This window comes from Pseudoalteromonas sp. SR43-2, from assembly GCF_014163885.1.
Classification (GTDB): Bacteria; Pseudomonadota; Gammaproteobacteria; order Enterobacterales; family Alteromonadaceae; genus Pseudoalteromonas; species Pseudoalteromonas distincta.
In genome coordinates, this window is the sequence record NZ_JACJED010000001.1 from 270,373 (window position 1) to 288,328 (window position 17,956).

The window sequence follows — 17,956 nt, forward strand, 5'->3', positions numbered from 1 at the left end:
TAAAGCTAAGATATTTTTAAGTAGATAGCACACTTTTATACCGACTCCTGTTACAATTGTCATTATTAAAAAATCAACTATTGACGCTTTATTATCAGCTGTTTGCAACGTGAAAATCAGCGAGAATAGTAGTTAATTACGATCAACATAACGGGTTACTCGCAGACGCTTATTAAAATGCATTCAACCCCGCATATAAACTAAAAGAATTTATCAATGGCAGACCAGACTATTATCAATGAAATCAGCAAGCGAAGGACCTTTGCTATCATCTCTCACCCGGATGCTGGTAAAACAACGATTACCGAAAAAGTATTGTTATTCGGACAAGCTATTCAAAGAGCTGGTACTGTAAAAGGTCGCGGCTCTAATCAGCATGCTAAATCTGACTGGATGGAAATGGAAAAAGAGCGTGGTATATCAGTTACTACATCTGTAATGCAATTTCCATATAACGACGCACTTGTTAATTTACTTGATACGCCAGGACACGAAGATTTCTCTGAAGATACTTACCGTACATTAACAGCAGTAGATTCGTGCTTAATGGTTATTGATGCGGCTAAAGGTGTAGAAGACCGTACCCGTAAGCTAATGGAAGTTACACGCCTGCGTACCACACCTATTGTTACGTTTATGAACAAATGTGACCGTGATATTCGCGACCCAATGGAAGTGCTGGACGAAGTTGAAACAGAGCTAAATATTGCCTGTGCACCCATTACTTGGCCAATTGGTTGTGGTAAAGAGTTCAAAGGTGTTTATCACATTCATAATGATGAAGCTGTTTTATATAAAACGGGCCAAGGTCATAAAATTCAAGATGTTCGCACAATTAAAGGCCTTGATAATCCAGAGTTAGATATTGCCATTGGTGAAGACTTAGCTGCGCAGTTACGTGATGAGCTTGAGCTTGTTATTGGTGCATCAAACGAATTTGATTTAGATCTGTTTTTAGCCGGTGAGCTTTCGCCAGTTTATTACGGTACCGCACTTGGTAACTTTGGTGTTGATCACGTGTTAGATGGTTTAACTAAGTGGGCGCCAACGCCATTACCACGTGAAACCGAAGACAGACTAATTGTTGCAACTGAAGAAAACTTTACCGGGTTTGTATTTAAGATTCAGGCCAACATGGACCCTAAACACCGTGACCGTATTGCATTTATGCGTATTGTATCGGGTAAGTACAGCCAAGGCATGAAAATGAATCACGTGCGAATTGGCAAGCAAGTGAGCATTTCTGATGCGGTAACCTTTATGGCGGGCGATCGTGAACGTGCCGCAGATGCTTTCGCTGGCGACATTATTGGCTTGCATAACCACGGTACAATTCAAATTGGTGATACGTTCACGCAAGGCGAAAAACTTAAATTTAGTGGTATTCCTAACTTCGCCCCTGAACTATTTCGTCGTATTCGCCTTCGCGATCCGCTTAAGCAAAAGCAATTATTAAAAGGCTTAGTACAGCTTTCTGAAGAAGGGGCTGTACAGGTATTTAGACCACTTATTAATAATGACTTAATAGTAGGCGCGGTAGGTGTACTTCAGTTTGATGTGGTTGTAGCGCGTTTAAAAGCAGAATATAACGTTGATGCTATTTATGAAGGCGTAAACGTGAATACGGCACGCTGGGTAAGCAGTGATGACGTTAAAAAGTTTGAAGAATTTAAACGTAAATGCGAAAGCAATTTAGCACTCGATGGCGGTGATAACTTAACTTACATTGCACCGAGCCGTGTAAACCTTAACTTATCGGTAGAGCGTTACCCAGAAGTAACGTTTAGCCATACACGCGAAAACTAGAGCTCATTTACAAGAATTAATAGAAAACCTGCTTTGGCGGGTTTATAAAGGTAAAAAAATATGAATATTCGTACTATTTTAATTGAAAAAGCCATTGCAGCTATGGTCGGTGCAGGCTTACCTGAAGACACAAACCCGGCAGTAACGCAAAGCACGCGTCCACAATTTGGTGATTACCAAATTAATGCAGCCATGGGCGCAGCTAAAAAAATGAAAAGCAACCCGCGTGAGCTTGCACAAAAAATTATTGATAACCTTGATGTAAGCGATATTGCACAAAAGACTGAAATTGCGGGTCCAGGTTTTATTAATATTCATTTAAAGCCTGAGTTTTTAGCGCAAAGCGTGAAAGCGGCTAATAATGATGCAAAACTAGCTGTAAACGAACATGCTAAGCCACAAAAAGTAGTTGTTGATTATTCATCACCAAACCTAGCTAAAGAAATGCACGTAGGTCATTTACGTTCAACTATTATTGGTGACTCAATTGTACGTGCGCTTGAATTTAGAGGCGATACGGTTGTGCGTCAAAATCACATGGGTGATTGGGGGACGCAATTTGGTATGTTAATCGCGCATTTAGAAGATCAAATTAGTCAAGGCGTTGACTTAGATACTGTTGCGCTTGCTGATTTAGAAACTTTTTACCGCGACGCTAAAAAACGCTTTGACGACGAAGAAGGCTTTGCAGATAAAGCACGTGACTACGTTGTTAAATTACAAGGCGGCGATGCGCACTGTGAAAAACTTTGGAAACTATTTATAGCCACCTCAGTTAAACACTCTGAAGAAGTATACAAGCGTTTGAATGTAACGCTTACTCAAGACGATATTATGGCTGAAAGCGCATACAACGCAGAGCTTAACGATATTATTAGCCTACTTAAAGATAAAAATATTGCCGTAGAGTCGCAAGGCGCGCAAGTGGTGTTTTTAGATGAGCTAGCAAATAAAGATGGCGAGCCATCAGCGTTTATCGTACAAAAATCTGGCGGTGGCTTTTTATATGCAACAACAGACTTAGCGGCATGTGACTACCGTTCAAATAAATTAGGTGCAGATCGCATCTTAATTTTTGTAGATGCACGTCAAAATCTACACTTTAACCAAGTAGAGCTAACAGCGCGTAAAGCTGGTTTATTAAGAGACGAAACAAGTTACGAGTTTTGCCCGTTTGGCACCATGATGGGCGCCGATAATAAACCATTTAAAACACGTACTGGCGGCACAGTAAAACTTGCTGACTTATTAGAAGAGTCAATTAACCGCGCAGCAGCAAAATTAGCTGAACGTGAGTCTGATTTAAGTGATAGCGATCGCAGCGAAATTGCCCGTAAAGTAGGTATTGGCGCAGTTAAATATGCCGACCTTTCTAAGCACCGTACCAGTGATTACATTTTTAACTGGGACAGCATGCTAAGTTTTGAAGGTGCAACAGCGCCTTACTTACAATATGCTTATACACGTGTACGCAGTATTTTCCGCAAATCAGGCGTTGATGCTGCTACATTAAATTCAGACGTTGCAATTGTTGAGCCTCAAGAAAAAGCACTTGCACTTAAGCTACTACAGCTCGAAGAAGTACTTGATTTAATGATCAGCGAAGCAACACCGCACGTACTATGTGGTTACTTATACGAGCTTGCAAGCTTATACATGACATTTTACGAAGCCTGCCCAGTACTTAAAGAAGGCGTGGAGCCAAGCGTGCGCGATAGCCGTTTAGTGTTGTGTAATTTGGTTTCAAGAACATTAGAAACGGGATTGGACTTACTTGGCATTGAAGTTATGGAGCAAATGTAATCACCGTCGTATTTTAACCTAATACTGCGTTATCCACCCCGACTTACCCTAATCACATACAAACCGTATGCTCATAGGGATAAGTCGGGTTGGATGCCTTGTCTTAGGCTAAACTACTTAGGTGAACCGTCTGCTGCGTGTAGTTCGCTTTGACTGCGTTGTCGTGCTTCTACACTTGCAGATATTTGAGTTGTGCAGTTCGCTTTAGCTGCGTTGGTAAAACTATTTAGCCTAAGTCACATACAAACCGTATGCTCCTTGGCATAAATAGTTTTACCGCCTTGCTAGCACTCCTACACTTGCAGATATCTGAGCTGTGTAGTTTGCGTTGTAGGTTGGGTTGAGTGAAACGAAACCCAACGATACACCTGAGGCTCTGTGTTTATTGCTATCGAATACACCCGAGACTCGGTGTTATTGCTATCACATATACCTGAATCTTAATATTTGTTACTACTCAATATCTATTGTTTTAAGCTCGCTACTCTAAGCTCTTTTCTAAGTCTTTATTTAAAGGATTTGTTATGAAACTCGAAGATATCCGCCGTGAATACCTGCAAGACGCGTTAAGCGAAGATAACTTGCAAGATGACCCATTCAAGCAGTTTGAAACATGGCTTGAGCATGCTGTAGCAAGCCAATTACCCGATCCAACAGCGATGGTTGTAGCAACTGTTGATGAAACCGGTCAGCCTTCACAGCGTATAGTGCTTTTAAAGCACCTGGATGATAACGGCTTTGTATTTTTTACCAATACAGGTTCGCGTAAAGCGCAGGAGCTTAAAGGTAATAACAAAATATCGCTTCACTTTCCGTGGCATCACATGGAACGCCAAGTTATTGTATACGGTGAGGCTAAACCATTACCAACTTCTGCTGTGGCAAAGTACTTTTTATCTCGTCCTAAAGAAAGCCAATTAGCAGCGTGGGCATCAGCGCAAAGTCGTCCGGTGTCATCACGTAAAGTACTAATGGAAACCTTTGCTAATATGAAAAATAAGTTTGCTAAAGGTGAAATTCCATTACCTGATTTTTGGGGCGGTTATTGTGTAGTGCCCACTAAAATTGAGTTTTGGCAAGGTGGGGCGCATCGTTTACATGATCGTTTTATGTATCAGCGCCAAGCAGATAATAGCTGGCAAATTACACGCTTAAATCCTTAATAAATAGATGAGTAAGTAACCGTGCAATTTATTGACTCTCATTGCCACCTCGATTTTAGTGAGTTTAATTCAAGTCGTGAATCGCTGATAAACGAGTGTGTAGCAAAGGGAGTTAATCAGTTTGTTGTACCGGGTATTACGCTTGCTCAATCGCATACTCTTATAGAGCTCAAAGCAACCTATCCAAGTATAAAAATAGCGGCAGGGCTGCACCCTTATTTTTTAAAACAGCATGAAGAATCGCACATAGAAGCATTATTCGAGTTTGCAACTACAAATAAGCATCAGTTAGTGGCCATTGGTGAGTGTGGGCTTGATAGAAGCATTGAAAACCTCTCTAAACAAACTTATTTATTTGAACAGCAAATAAAGCTTTCTAACGAGCTAAGCTTACCGCTTATTGTACATCACAGGCAAAGCCATGATTTAATTGCGCAATCGTTTAAACGTTGTAAGCCAAAAAATGGGGGAGTGATTCATGCATTTTCAGGTTCAATCCAACAAGCGAAGTATTATATCAAACAGGGCTTTAAGCTTGGCGTAGGCGGTGTTATTACCTATCAACGTGCAGCTAAAACCCGTGCTGTTATTGCCGCTATTGAGCCCGAGCACTTAGTGCTTGAAACGGATTCACCTTCAATGCCGTTAAGTGGCTACCAAGGGGAGGTTAACACGCCATTGCATTTACCTGATGTGTTTGACGCACTATGTGATTTAAAGCCACACAGCGAAAAAGAGACGCTTGCAAAGCAGCTTTATGATTCTTGTTCAGATGTTTTTTGCATATAACGATTTACCTGCCAGCGCTTTAATCCGCGGCCTAACTGCCACGTAAAAATACAAGCAATCACTAGCATTAGTAAAACCTGCCTGCCTAAGTCATGAAAATGATTATGGCTATCGGATATTGCAGCGCGAGTTAAATAAGTAATAGATACAAAACCTATAGGGCGGTCATCATCGCTTATAACAGGTTCCATAAAAGGTGTTTTTAACTTACTTATTCCGGGGGTAGAATCAGAAAGTTGACCATAAACATGGTGCGACTGCCAATTGTCGCTACTGGCTAATAAAATACCCTGTTGATCGTAAATAGTGGCCGAAAGCACGAACTCATCTTTACTTATATCGTTACAAATTGCATTGAGCTGGGGTTTATTTTTTTCGATTAAAGGTGTTTTAACATTTAAAGCCATAAACTGAGTGAGGCTTTTTGCGGTGCTGTCGGCGCTATCGTAAAGTAACTGGTGACTCTGAAAACTACTATTAACACCCACCCAGCTTAGTAATACAAAACAGCCAGCCGCAAGAATTAAGCGAACGAGTCGCTTTCTTTGGGATGCGCTTATAGGGTTTTTAATATGGTTATTTTTCATAGTCACCGTTTATGCTACTGACAGCATTTTGATTTGATGTTACAACTACACTAACTATAACCTTAAACCCCACCTGATGGCGAATTTAGTGTTGAGAATAGCAGTTTTGAGATGCCAACTATCAGGAAAATAAAAATAAACACGGAGATCCCATGTCGCAAATCAACATGGCACAGCAAGCTGCTGAGCAACCATTACAACACTTAACTCTAAATAAATGGTTTAGCTATAGTGGTGGTGTATCTACACCTCTCGATTATATTCCAAACAAAGCATTAGGGTTATTTAGCATCGCATTTGCAGGTGATTTTGCAGAAAAACACATTGCCAGTATTGTTGACTTTTTAGCGACACATAACCAAAACGTCACCGCTATATGCCAATACCAACCTGATTTAGGGCTTGCACCAGCACTGTGTTTTTACGCGCAAAATGCAGATAAAACTATAAACCCGTTAGTACTACAAGAATTTTCAAACACGCTTGATTGTCAATTAGTGCAAGTTGCTACGCCGCCTAATTTATATGAGCCAGGTTTATTGGTTATGGATATGGACTCAACTGCAATAACTATTGAGTGCATAGACGAAATAGCACGCCTTGCGAACGTATACGATGAAGTTGCCTCTGTAACTGCACTTGCAATGGCGGGTAAACTTGATTTTAGTGAGAGTTTATATCAGCGTGTAGCTAAGCTTGAAGGTATTGAAAAAAGCTTAATTGAAGAACTGAAAAGTACATTACCATTAATGCCTGGTATTAAAATACTGTGCCAAATTTTAAAGCAACATAACTGGTATTTGGCGATTGCCTCAGGTGGTTTTGTGCCTTTTGCAGAGCGTGTACAAGAGCTGATTAATTTAGATGAAGTGCACGCTAATGTGCTCGAATTTAAAGACGACAAGCTAACAGGTAAAGTACTGGGTACGATTGTCGATGCGCAGCAAAAAGCGGTCGTTTTAGAGGTACTTCAGCAAAAGCTAGGGCTTAAAAAAGCACAAACTGTAGCTATTGGGGATGGCGCAAATGATCTAGTCATGATGGCAAAAGCTGGCCTAGGTGTGGCCGTCCATGGTAAGCCTAAAGTGGTTGAGCAAGCACAAGCGGCTATTTGTGAAGGGTCATTATTGCAATTGTTGTATATGTTGGCTATTCCGTTAGAAAAACAACCAACACTTTAAAATAAATTAAGTTAAACCGCTTAACGTAAGCGGTTTAACCAAATTAGCTTACGGCGGCTCATTTGTGCTACTTGCTCTTTTTTTAGTTCTAAATGGCTTAGCGCTTCTTCAGTTATATCTACTACATCACCCACACCAGCTACGGCCCATAAGGCTTCTTCTAAATCTTTAGCTTTGTGCATTGCGTACTGACTTACGTATTTTAGCTCATTAGAAAGATAATCAGTATCGGGGCGACCTGTGCGCGATATATACAAACGCATTACGAATATAAGTTGCGATGTAATGTCTTTACTAATTTGTTTATAAAAGCTTGAGTAGTCTTCACCTAAAGCGCATTGACTAACAATAGCCTCTTTAATACTGCCTTTTCGAGGGTCGAAGTTAATAGCAAGTGTAAAAGCAAGTGGTGCATCTTGGCGGCTACGATCTTTAATATTTGGTGTTATTACATTAATAATTTGCTCTTCAGTCAGAATGCTCGAAAAGTCAGTTTTGTTACTTAATAAACCAAAGTTTTGCAAAATCACGTGCATAGGGCTGGCGTATAACCCATATCCAATTGCGCCGGTTTTAAAGTGTGCAGCTTCTTTGTGTAAATATAGCGGAAATTGGCAAACGCTTTTTGTAACCATATTTCTAAGTGCGGTAGATAAGCCTTCTACTTTAGGTGCTTCTTCAGATACTTTAAGTTTGTCTTTATTACCTTCTATTAGCTGAGTGAAAAAGGTCACGCCAGCATGGGGTAAATCAGCAATACGATTTGCTTTTAGGTTAATAGTAGTAAATGACTTACTGATGGCCATTACTTCGTACTTTAGTTCACTAAGCTTATGCTTTTTAGTTATTTTTTGAAGTTCAGGGAATGCTAAAAGTACTATATCGCCTTTTTTAAATGTGGCAGGTTGTTCGCACTCTAACTGCAAGCCCATTACCGAAAAGTCACGTGTATAGCCGTTAAATACCTCATCATTAATAGTGACACTAACTGGTGTTTTATAAAGATAGCGCTTATGCGAGCGTAAATTTACGTATTCAAGTGGCACAATATCTAAGTAGGGTGGTGTTTTGTGTTTTGCGTGGCCAAAGTGCTTAAGCTGATTTACTAATGCTTTATCAAAAGTAAGTTGTTTATAATTTGCTTGCTCAGCTTTATTGCCAATATTTGTAAGTACAACAATATACTTAACATCTTTTATAAGGCCTTTTACACGAGGTGAAGGCGGCTTATTTAATTTTTCTATATTTTCACCGGCACTATTGGGTAGTGAAAGCGGTATAAAAGAATCATCTGGATGACTTGGCATTATTTGTATTTTAAAGCACTGCCAGCTCTCTTTTTGGCTACCAAAACCTAAAAATAGATCACGTAATTTAGGGTTGTTATTTAACTCTGTACGCGTCGCTGAGTAGTAATAAATTTTACCTGATGATATATGTGTAAATGTATAGAGGTAATCTTCTTTTACTGCGGTAATTTGAGTTAGTAATTGTGTAATACGCTGATGATTAAGTATATTGTACAAACACGGTATTTTTCTTTCATCGGTAAAGTAGCGCTGAATAAAAATATTATTTTCAGTGGTAAGGCTAAGGCTTGGGTAATATTGCTCATCTTTTTTACTTAAAAACACATATAAAGACGTTACGCGAGGAATGTAGTACTGCTCATACCCCTTTGATACTACAGCATCGAGCGTATTATCTAGATTTACTTTATAACGACGCTTATTACCATGAATAAAACTTTCTAAAAAGTCATTAAAGGCATCGTTGTTTTCTATATAAGTGCGCTTTAAGCGGATGTGATTAAATTCACGAGAGATATTTTCTACTGCAACAACTTCGTATTGAATACCGTTTTTTAGGCCAAGTTCAAAGTCTTGCTCAAGGCCTACTAAGCGCATTGCGATGAGCTCACCTTTTTTTATAGAGTAGCGCGTTGCAAGCTTAACTTTACAACCACTTAAAGATATATCTGAGGTGCTAGCAGCAATGTTCTTTTTATCTTTGTAATCAATCGTTACTTTTATTGAGTAATTCATCCGTTCTTCACGGCGGCTCTCGTAAGAGGCAAACTTAATTACTTCAGTGTTTAAGTTATTTTCTAACTCTTGTAACTCTGATTTTTCGGCTGCTTGTTTTTGTAATACGCGGTGGTTATTTTCTGTATTCATTACGGCTTCGTAAACAGCTAAGGTGTATTCACCATGTTGTTTAAGCGCTTTTTCAAACACTTCAATGGCTGTGTCATCCATAAAGTGTTGCTTGCCGTTATGCTCATATGGTTTTACTTGGCCTGTCACTAATCCACGAAGATCAACAAAACGTGCCACTGGCTGAGATAAACGCGACATTTCCATTTTCATTAAAAATTGCTCAGGTTTAGTTAACCCTGCGGTTTTTGATTTGAAAATTAGATCAAATTTAGCGTTGCCTAAATATGTTTTTAACTCATTCACGAGGTCTTCGTGTTTGAGCATTATGTCATCAGCCATTTATAAAACCATCACCGTCTAATTGAAAAAGTAGGTATACTGTTAAGTCCATTTATTAGAAGTTCAATAAACGTTAAATCGCGCTATGTTATTAATATAGGTACGATTATTTGAGTTACTACTGTTTAGCTCTTGTTATGTATGTGTTATTTGCCATTTTATTGGCAAGTTACTTTAAACTATTACAAAGCAAAAAGTATGCCCTAAATTATAGCTAAAAAGAAACACCATGTGTATTTATTGATTGTGACGCTAGATTTTTAAGCAGGCAAGAGTTTGTTGCTAAGTAAATGCCTGAAATGGCAAAATAAGCGCTTAATAGTAAGAATTTTTTTTAATTAAAGAATAGTAGGTAAAGTTATCAATGGCTAAAGCGGCAAAAGTAGAATTTGTTTGTACCGAATGTGGCATGAACTATCAACGTTGGCAGGGTCAATGTCGCTGCGGTGCGTGGAACACATTAGCGGAATTTAAGCCTTCAGCAGGGCACAGTAAAAAAGCATCAATACGAGCGAACGTTGGTGGTTATGCTGGTGGTGTTGGTGGTGGCTCTAAAAAAATCAATGATATTGCTACATCAGAGGCTGAAAAGCAGCTAACTGAAATCGGCGAGCTTGATCGCGTACTAAGCGGCGGGGTGACTACTGGCTCTGTTAATATAATTTCGGGCGATCCGGGGGCGGGTAAGACAACTTTGCTATCTGACTTAGTGGCGAGAATGTCACAACGGATGCCGTCACTTTACTGTACGGCAGAAGAATCTTTATCGCAGTTTAAAAACAGGGTAAATCGTTTAAAGTTAAGCTATAACCCGGAAGAGCTTTATTTACTTTCAGAAACGAGCGTTGAAACCATCATCGAAGAGCTCGAGAAAAATAAAATTAAGTTTGCTGTTATTGACTCTATTCAAGCTGTTGTAACCGATACGGCAAATGGTAGCCCAGGTTCGCCTTCGCAAGTAAAAAGCGCCGCCCAAGCATTAACTCAGTACTGTAAGCAAAATGATGTAACCATGTTCATTATTGCTCACGTAAATAAAAATAACGAAATAGCAGGCCCTCAAACACTTGTACATATTGTTGATGCGCTTTTACACATAGATACCAACGATGGGCAAATACGAACCCTTAGGGCAAATAAAAACCGCTTTGGTGATATTGATACTGTTGGCATTTTTAAAATGTGTGAACGTGGGATGTTAAGTGTTGATAATCCAAGTGAAATATTTTTATCGGGTTCAACCACTGACTCACCTGGCTCTACTATTACCTGTATTCGTAAAGGGAATCGTAATTTATTGCTTGAGATTCAATGTTTAACTACCGAAACAGAAGCTGAATTTCCGCAGCGTGTTTGTGTTGGTTTAAATATGAATCGTATAAAAATGCTGACCGGTATATTACGTAAGCATACTAAAACTAAAATATTTCACGATACGTTTTTTAATATTGTGGGTGGTTTAAGAATTGATGAGACAGAAACCTGCATCGATTTAGCATTAGTAACCGCGTTACTTAGCAGTTTAAACGAATTTGTTGTACCTCGTACCACGTGTATTATGGGAGAACTTAGCTTAAACGGCGATGTACGCCCAATAGACAGTGGTGTACCGCGTGTTAAAGAGGCTGCACAACATGGTTTTACAGAAATATATATTCCATTTCGCAATTACCATAAATCGATGGAAGGGCTAGGCGCTAAAATTACCCCTGTAAAAACCGTACATGAGTTACTTAGTTTGATTAATTAACACTTATCGGTGATGTTCTTCAGTGTTACTCTTAAGTTGAGACACTTTATAGAAAGAATTAAATAAGGAAATGACATGAAAAAATTAGTTATAGTTGCAGCTCTTGTGGCCGCAGGCGTGGGTGGTGTTAGTTACGCAAACTACGTAGCAACTCAAGAAGTGCGTGCAGAAGTAGATAAGCAACTTGCTTTAGTAAGCGAGCAAACTGGCGCTACATTTAAATACGCTGGTTTATCGGCAAGTGTTATTTCAAAGAGTGTAGAAATAACAAACATGGAAGTAATAAGCCCTGAAGGTGACAATGTTGCTAATATTCAAAGCATTGAAATAACTGGCTACGAGCCGGATAAAATATCACCACATACATCATTTGATGTAAAAAGCTTTCAGTTTGATAAAAGCTTCGTATCAAAATTACCAGCTGATACAAACGAAATGTTAGCGTCGGCAAGTTACGATTTACATTCATCACTTGATTACGATGAAGAGTCTGGCAATAGTGATGTAGTAGTTAAGCTTGATGCAAAAGACATTGTTAGTTTTAATATGGATATGGGTTTAGCTAATTCAAAAGCGTTAATGGATGCTTCATTAGCTATTAGCAAGGCGCAGCAAGAAGCGGGTGATCAACCGCTGACGTATGAACAGGAATTACAGCAGCAAACACTTGTTATGCAAGCAATGAGTAAATTAGAGCCGCGTAATGTTAGCTTTGCCTTAAATAACCAAGGTAAATTAAAAGATTTACTATCAAGCGAGCTTGAAAAGCAAGGTATGACGCTTGAGCAAATGGAAATGACGCTAGAACAACAGTTACAACAAGCTCCTGTAACTGAAGATATTGCAGAGGCTTTAACTAGCTTTGCGAAAGGTTTAAATTCATTCAGTGTGTCTGCAAAGCTACCTGAAGGTAAAACTATGATGGAAATTAACCAACAAGTTATGATGCTAGTAGGGCAACCTGAAGAACTAGTTAAGTTTATTAACTTAGAAGTTAAAGGTGATTAGGCCTTAGTTCTGTATTAATAAAGGCGCCAATTGGCGCCTTTATTGTAATCTTATTAGCTAAAGCAATTTGCTTTTATAAGATCAGTGATTATTTGTTGTGATGGTTTTATTTTTTCCATAGCTAAAAATTCATCAGGCTGGTGTGCTTGGTTAATTGAGCCTGGGCCCATTACAATCGTTTCACAACCGAGTTGCTGGATAAACGGCGCTTCAGTGCAGTAATTTACCGCGACCGCTTTTTGCCCCGCTATTTTTTCAGCCATTTTTACTAAAGCACTGTCGGTGCTACCACTAAATGCCGGTATTGGTTCATGTAAATCAATAACGCTCACCGCATTTGGGTATTGCTGATTTATCTCTTTCGTTGCATCGAGTACTAATGCTTGTAGTTCTTGTACACTTAAACTTGGTAATGGGCGCATATCTATATGCATTTCACAGCAACCACAAATTCTATTCGCGTTATCGCCGCCATGAATATTACCTAAGTTTAATGTTGGATAAGGGATTTCGAAGTGGTTTATTGAATACTTATGCTTTAATTGTTCTTTTAAGATCATCAATTTTGTAATCACTTTATGCATTACTTCAATGGCGTTAAGACCACGTTCGGGATCGGAGCTATGCCCAGAGCGACCAACCACTCTTATTGCTGTACTCATATGGCCTTTGTGCATAAATACTGGCGTCATATCAGTAGGTTCGCCTATTATACAACGCGCAGGTTTTAAATTCGGGTGCTTACATATTTGTTGTGCACCAGCCATCGTTGTTTCTTCGTCGGCGGTGGCAAGGATTAAAATAGGCTGAGTTTGCTGCTTTTCATCAAGTTCACTAATCGCTTGTAATACAAAAGCAAAAAAGCCTTTCATATCAATACTTCCTAGCCCATACAATTTGTTATCGAGTTCGGTAAGTTTAAATGGATTATGATTCCAACGACTGTCATCAAAAGGCACTGTGTCGGTATGACCAGCTAGCATTAATCCGCCATCACCTTCTCCGCGTTTTGCTAATAAATTATAGCGCCCTTTACCTCCTTCTAATTCTATAATTTCACACGTAAAACCGATTGTTTCGCACCAACTGGCTAGGAGTTCGATTACGTTTTTATTGCTCATACACAGGTTGTCTTCAATAGCACTAATAGAAGGGGCTGCAATCAATTGTTGGTACATGGAAATAAACGAAGGCAAAGGCATAAAAAAATCCAAAATTATTATTCAATTTAATTGCATAACAATATAAAAGTATTTATGATGAATATCAATTCACTTTTTAAGCATAAATATATTAAAAGTAACGCCATGAAAATAATGCGACGATAATCAAAATTCATTAATAAAAAAGACTTAATTAGCGTCTAAGCTAGTTTAAGCGAACATTATAGATAAGTAGTAATTAATTTTAAGATAACGAGTAACAAATGAATGTAGTGATTATTGGCGCAAGCGGATACAGCGGCGCAGAGTTAGCAAGTTTAGTTGCTAAGCATCCAAACTTAACTTTAACAGACTGTTATGTATCTGAGGGTAGCTTAGATAAAAATAAATTGCTAAGTGATTTATACCCGGAGCACCTTGGCTTACTAGACTGCCCTTTACTTCCTCTTAGCGTATCAGCTTTTGATGACATTCAAAGTGATGCTGATTACGTATGCTTATGTACCGATCACAAAGTAAGTGTTGATCTAGCGCCGCAATTTTTAGCTATGGGTAAAAAGGTATTTGATTTATCCGGTGGCTATCGTTTAGCAAGCAATGACGACTACGTTACTTACTATGGTTTTGAGCATCAACATCCAGAGCTTTTAAATGAAGCGGCTTACGGTCTAGCTGAGTGGAACCATGATGCTATCGCTAATGCAAAGCTAATTGCTGTTGCAGGCTGTTACCCAACAGCAGCGCTTAATGCGCTAAAACCGCTTAAGCAAGCAGGCTTATTGAGCAGCGAAAGTATTATTATTAATGCGGTTTCGGGCGTTACAGGCGCAGGGCGTAAAGCCAGTGTAGGAACACATTTTTGTGAAGTGTCGCTTGCACCTTATGGTTTGTTTAACCATCGCCACGGCCCTGAAATTGAACAACACCTTGGCCACAAAGTGTTGTTTACACCGCATCTAGGTAATTTTCCGCGCGGTATTTTAGAAACTATTTATGTACAGCTTAAGCCAGGCGTTACCAAGGAAAACGTTGCATCGGCTTATCAAGTACTTTCGAGCGAGCCATTAATTCGTTTATTAGGCGATAAAGTACCTTCAATTAAAGGTGTAGCTAAGCAGCCATTTGTTGATATTGGCTGGCAGCAACAAGGAACGCAGTTAATTGTGATGTCTGCTATTGATAACTTATTAAAAGGCGCTGCTGGACAAGCTTTGCAGTGTATTAATATTTCTATGAATTTAGATCATACCACTGGATTAAAAGGAGCGTTTTAAATGAGTAAAAAAACGTGGGTAATTAAACTAGGTGGTGCAGTACTTAATACAGAAAATGCAGCAAAAGCGTTGTTTGATGTATTAAATGAGCAAACAAATGATGAATTTGTCATTGTACATGGCGGTGGCGCTTTAGTTGATACATGGTTAAAACAAGCGGGTTTTGCCAGTGCTAAACACCAAGGATTACGTATTAGCCCAGCAGAGCAAATGCCTTATATAGTCGGAGCACTCGCAGGTTGCGCTAATAAACAATTAATGACTCAAGCTATTAGTGCTGGGCACAAGCCTGTTGGCTTAAGTCTTTTTGAGGCAGGTGTTACTGCCACTCAAAAGCTAAAAGCGCTTTGCTTAGTGGGTAAATGTAAAAGCAACGACGATTCTATTGTTAATGATTTACTCAAAATCGGTCGCCTACCCATTGTTAGCTCTATAGGCTTTGATGAGCAAGGGCTTTGGTACAACGTAAATGCAGATGAAGCAGCAGCGGCTATTGCTAGTAACTTAAATGCTGAGCTTATTTTTATGACGGATGTTGAAGCAGTGCTTGACGAAAATAAACAGCCGTTACATCAACTTGACACAAAACACATTGATACTTTAATTACAAATGGAGTAATTGTGGGCGGGATGGAGGTCAAAGTTAAGACCAGCCTTCACGCTGCCCAACATTTACGACGCGGTGTGTATATTTCCAGCTGGCAAAAGCCAGAAAATTTAACTGCTCTGCTGCAAGGCGAGCATGTCGGAACAAAGATTACACCATAGGTTTATTATGTTTGAGAATTTTTTAACGGGTTTAGAATTAGACCAAGAAGGCGCACTTAATTTATTAAAGTTAGCGCAAGATATAAAAGCAAAGCCAGAAAAATACAGCCAAGTATTATCGGGTAAATCAATCGTAACATTGTTTGAAAAACAAAGTTTACGTACTCGCTTATCGTTTGATATAGGTATTAACCGCCTTGGTGGCCATGCAGTTTATTTAGATCAGCAAAATGGCGCTATGGGTGCACGTGAATCAATTAAAGATTTCGCACTTAATATTTCTACTTGGGCCGATGGTATTGTTGCGCGCGTAAATCAGCACAGCACATTAACTACATTAGGTGAATACGCATCAGTACCGGTAGTAAATAGTTTGTGTGATTTATACCACCCATGCCAAGCTCTTGCTGATTTTTTAACGCTTCAAGAAGTTCACGGCGATGTGAGCGAGCTTAAAGTAGCTTACTTAGGTGAGGGCAATAATGTAACTCATTCATTAATGCTTTTAGCGGCAACGCTTGGCACTGATTTTGTTGCCGTAACGCCAAAAGGTAGCTCGCCTGATTCGCAAATTCTTAAAAAGGCTGAGCAAATAGCAGCAATGAATGGCGCATCAGTAATGGTAAGTGACCGTGTTGAAGCGGCTGTGGGTGCAAACGTTGTATATGCAGATACATGGGTATCAATGGGTGATACAACACCGCTTGAGCAAGTTAAAGAAAAATATATGCCTTATCAATTAAATCAGGCATTGCTAGATCAAACAGGTGCAACTACGGTATTACATTGCCAACCGGCACACCGTGAATTTGAAATTACCTCTGAGGTAATGGATGGTCCAGCATCGAAAATTATTCAACAAGCAGAGAATCGCATGCACGCGCAAAATGCTTTGCTAGTTACATTACTAAATCCAAATTTTGTTAAGGAACACCTATGAGTTCAATTAAAAAAGTCGTTTTAGCCTATTCAGGTGGTCTTGATACATCGGCTATCGTGCCATGGTTAAAAGAAAACTACGGTTGTGAAGTTGTTGCGTTTGTAGCGGATGTAGGTCAAGGCGCAGAAGAACTTGAAGGCGTAGAAGCTAAAGCAATCGCTTCAGGTGCTTCAGAATGTTACGTAGTTGATTTAAAAGATGAAATGGTAAGTGATTACATTTATCCAACACTTAAAACGGGCTCGGTTTACGAAGGTACTTATTTACTAGGTACGTCTATGGCGCGTCCTATTATTGCTAAAGCACAAGTTGAAATTGCACGTAAAGTAGGTGCTGATGCACTTTCTCATGGTTGTACTGGTAAAGGTAATGACCAAGTTCGTTTTGAATCATGTTTTGCAGCCCTTGCTCCAGATTTAAAAGTAATTGCGCCATGGCGTGAGTGGGACTTATCGAGTCGTGAATCATTACTTGATTACTTAGCAGAGCGTGACATTCCGTGTTCAGCATCAGCTACAAAAATTTATAGCCGTGATGCTAACGCTTGGCATATTTCGCACGAAGGTGGTGAGCTTGAAGATCCATGGTGTCAACCAACTGAGCAAGTATGGACTTGGACTAACTCTCCAGAGCAAGCACCAGATAAATCAGAACTAGTAACTTTAAAAGTTGTTGAAGGCGAAGTGGTTGCTGTAAATGGCGAAGAACTTAAACCATATGACTGTTTAGTTAAATTAAACGATATTGCATCGCCTCATGGCGTTGGACGTGTTGATATTGTAGAAAACCGTTTAGTAGGTATGAAGTCACGCGGTTGTTATGAAACACCAGGTGGCACAGTAATTATGGCTGCGCTTCAAGCCATTGACGAGCTAGTGCTTGATAAAGCAAGCCGTAAGTGGAAAGAAGTACTAGGTGGTGAATTTTCACATTTAGTGTACGACGGACGTTGGTTTACACCACTTAAAGATTCTATTTTAGCCGGTGCAGAAGCACTTTCTAAAGTGGCAACAGGTGAAGTGGTACTTAAGCTATATAAAGGTCAAGTAACTGCGGTTCAAAAGCAATCACCAAATAGCTTATACAGCGAAGCATTTGCTACATTTGGCGAAGATGATGTATATGACCAGTCACACGCTGAAGGCTTTATTCGTTTATTCTCGCTTTCAAGCAGAATTTCAGCATTGGCTAAAAAGTAAATTATTTATAGCCCCTTATAAAAGGGG

At 39.4% G+C, this 17,956-nt stretch carries 14 protein-coding genes; 11 read left to right on the plus strand and 3 right to left on the minus strand.

Features of this window, described 5'->3' with window-relative positions; genetic code table 11:
* Positions 1 to 216: 216 nt before the first annotated feature.
* The 4 genes from prfC to H5120_RS01335 all read left to right on the plus strand — a co-directional run bounded on the left by prfC (position 217) and on the right by H5120_RS01335 (position 5,561).
* Positions 217 to 1,806 carry a peptide chain release factor 3 gene (gene prfC, locus H5120_RS01320; protein ID WP_002958776.1) on the plus strand — a complete coding sequence of 530 codons (1,590 nt, stop codon included), beginning with the start codon at positions 217 to 219 and terminating at the stop codon, positions 1,804 to 1,806.
* A gap of 60 nt (positions 1,807 to 1,866) precedes the next feature.
* Positions 1,867 to 3,609: an arginine--tRNA ligase gene (gene argS, locus H5120_RS01325; protein WP_182673341.1), complete on the plus strand. Its 1,743-nt coding sequence runs from the start codon at positions 1,867 to 1,869 to the stop codon at positions 3,607 to 3,609.
* Positions 3,610 to 4,133: 524 nt separating this feature from the next.
* Positions 4,134 to 4,772 (plus strand): pyridoxamine 5'-phosphate oxidase, encoded by a 639-nt coding sequence (gene pdxH, locus H5120_RS01330; protein ID WP_002958774.1) that lies wholly within the window; start codon positions 4,134 to 4,136, stop codon positions 4,770 to 4,772.
* Positions 4,773 to 4,793: 21 nt separating this feature from the next.
* Positions 4,794 to 5,561, plus strand: coding sequence for a TatD family hydrolase (locus tag H5120_RS01335; protein ID WP_182673342.1), 768 nt, complete (start codon positions 4,794 to 4,796; stop codon positions 5,559 to 5,561).
* Here H5120_RS01335 and H5120_RS01340 read toward each other — a convergent pair.
* A complete protein-coding gene (locus H5120_RS01340) occupies positions 5,528 to 6,148 on the minus strand; it encodes an AhpA/YtjB family protein (protein WP_002958772.1) in 621 nt (206 codons plus the stop codon). The genes H5120_RS01335 and H5120_RS01340 overlap by 34 nt on opposite strands.
* A gap of 152 nt (positions 6,149 to 6,300) precedes the next feature.
* Between H5120_RS01340 and serB the strand changes: the two genes are divergently transcribed.
* Positions 6,301 to 7,329 carry a phosphoserine phosphatase SerB gene (gene serB / locus H5120_RS01345; RefSeq protein ID WP_182673343.1) on the plus strand — a complete coding sequence of 343 codons (1,029 nt, stop codon included), beginning with the start codon at positions 6,301 to 6,303 and terminating at the stop codon, positions 7,327 to 7,329.
* Between the two features lie 20 nt (positions 7,330 to 7,349).
* On the opposite strand, the gene H5120_RS01350 is transcribed toward serB, so the two are convergent.
* Positions 7,350 to 9,827, minus strand: coding sequence for a PilZ domain-containing protein (locus tag H5120_RS01350; protein ID WP_182673344.1), 2,478 nt, complete (start codon positions 9,825 to 9,827; stop codon positions 7,350 to 7,352).
* Positions 9,828 to 10,191: 364 nt separating this feature from the next.
* Between H5120_RS01350 and radA the strand changes: the two genes are divergently transcribed.
* Together radA and H5120_RS01360 are read left to right on the plus strand one after the other, a co-directional pair.
* Complete coding sequence (radA, locus tag H5120_RS01355; protein ID WP_182673345.1) at positions 10,192 to 11,577, plus strand: DNA repair protein RadA; 1,386 nt, start codon at positions 10,192 to 10,194, stop codon at positions 11,575 to 11,577.
* A 75-nt stretch (positions 11,578 to 11,652) separates the two neighbouring features.
* Complete coding sequence (locus H5120_RS01360) at positions 11,653 to 12,585, plus strand: hypothetical protein (RefSeq protein WP_002958768.1); 933 nt, start codon at positions 11,653 to 11,655, stop codon at positions 12,583 to 12,585.
* 53 nt (positions 12,586 to 12,638) lie between these two features.
* Here H5120_RS01360 and argE read toward each other — a convergent pair whose 3' ends face one another.
* Positions 12,639 to 13,787 carry an acetylornithine deacetylase gene (gene argE, locus H5120_RS01365; RefSeq protein ID WP_182673346.1) on the minus strand — a complete coding sequence of 383 codons (1,149 nt, stop codon included), beginning with the start codon at positions 13,785 to 13,787 and terminating at the stop codon, positions 12,639 to 12,641.
* A gap of 224 nt (positions 13,788 to 14,011) precedes the next feature.
* Between argE and argC the strand changes: the two genes are divergently transcribed.
* Genes argC through H5120_RS01385 form a run of 4 tightly spaced genes read left to right on the plus strand, consistent with a single transcriptional unit; the run spans position 14,012 to position 17,929 of the window.
* Entirely contained in the window at positions 14,012 to 15,022 is a 1,011-nt protein-coding gene (gene argC / locus H5120_RS01370) for an N-acetyl-gamma-glutamyl-phosphate reductase (protein ID WP_182673347.1), read from the plus strand.
* Complete coding sequence (gene argB, locus H5120_RS01375) at positions 15,023 to 15,790, plus strand: acetylglutamate kinase (RefSeq protein ID WP_002958765.1); 768 nt, start codon at positions 15,023 to 15,025, stop codon at positions 15,788 to 15,790.
* A gap of 7 nt (positions 15,791 to 15,797) precedes the next feature.
* Complete coding sequence (locus tag H5120_RS01380) at positions 15,798 to 16,730, plus strand: ornithine carbamoyltransferase (RefSeq protein WP_149593651.1); 933 nt, start codon at positions 15,798 to 15,800, stop codon at positions 16,728 to 16,730.
* On the plus strand, positions 16,727 to 17,929 hold the full coding sequence (locus H5120_RS01385; protein ID WP_182673348.1) for an argininosuccinate synthase: 1,203 nt from the start codon (positions 16,727 to 16,729) through the stop codon (positions 17,927 to 17,929). The genes H5120_RS01380 and H5120_RS01385 overlap by 4 nt, the downstream gene beginning before the upstream one ends.
* Positions 17,930 to 17,956 lie beyond the last annotated feature (27 nt).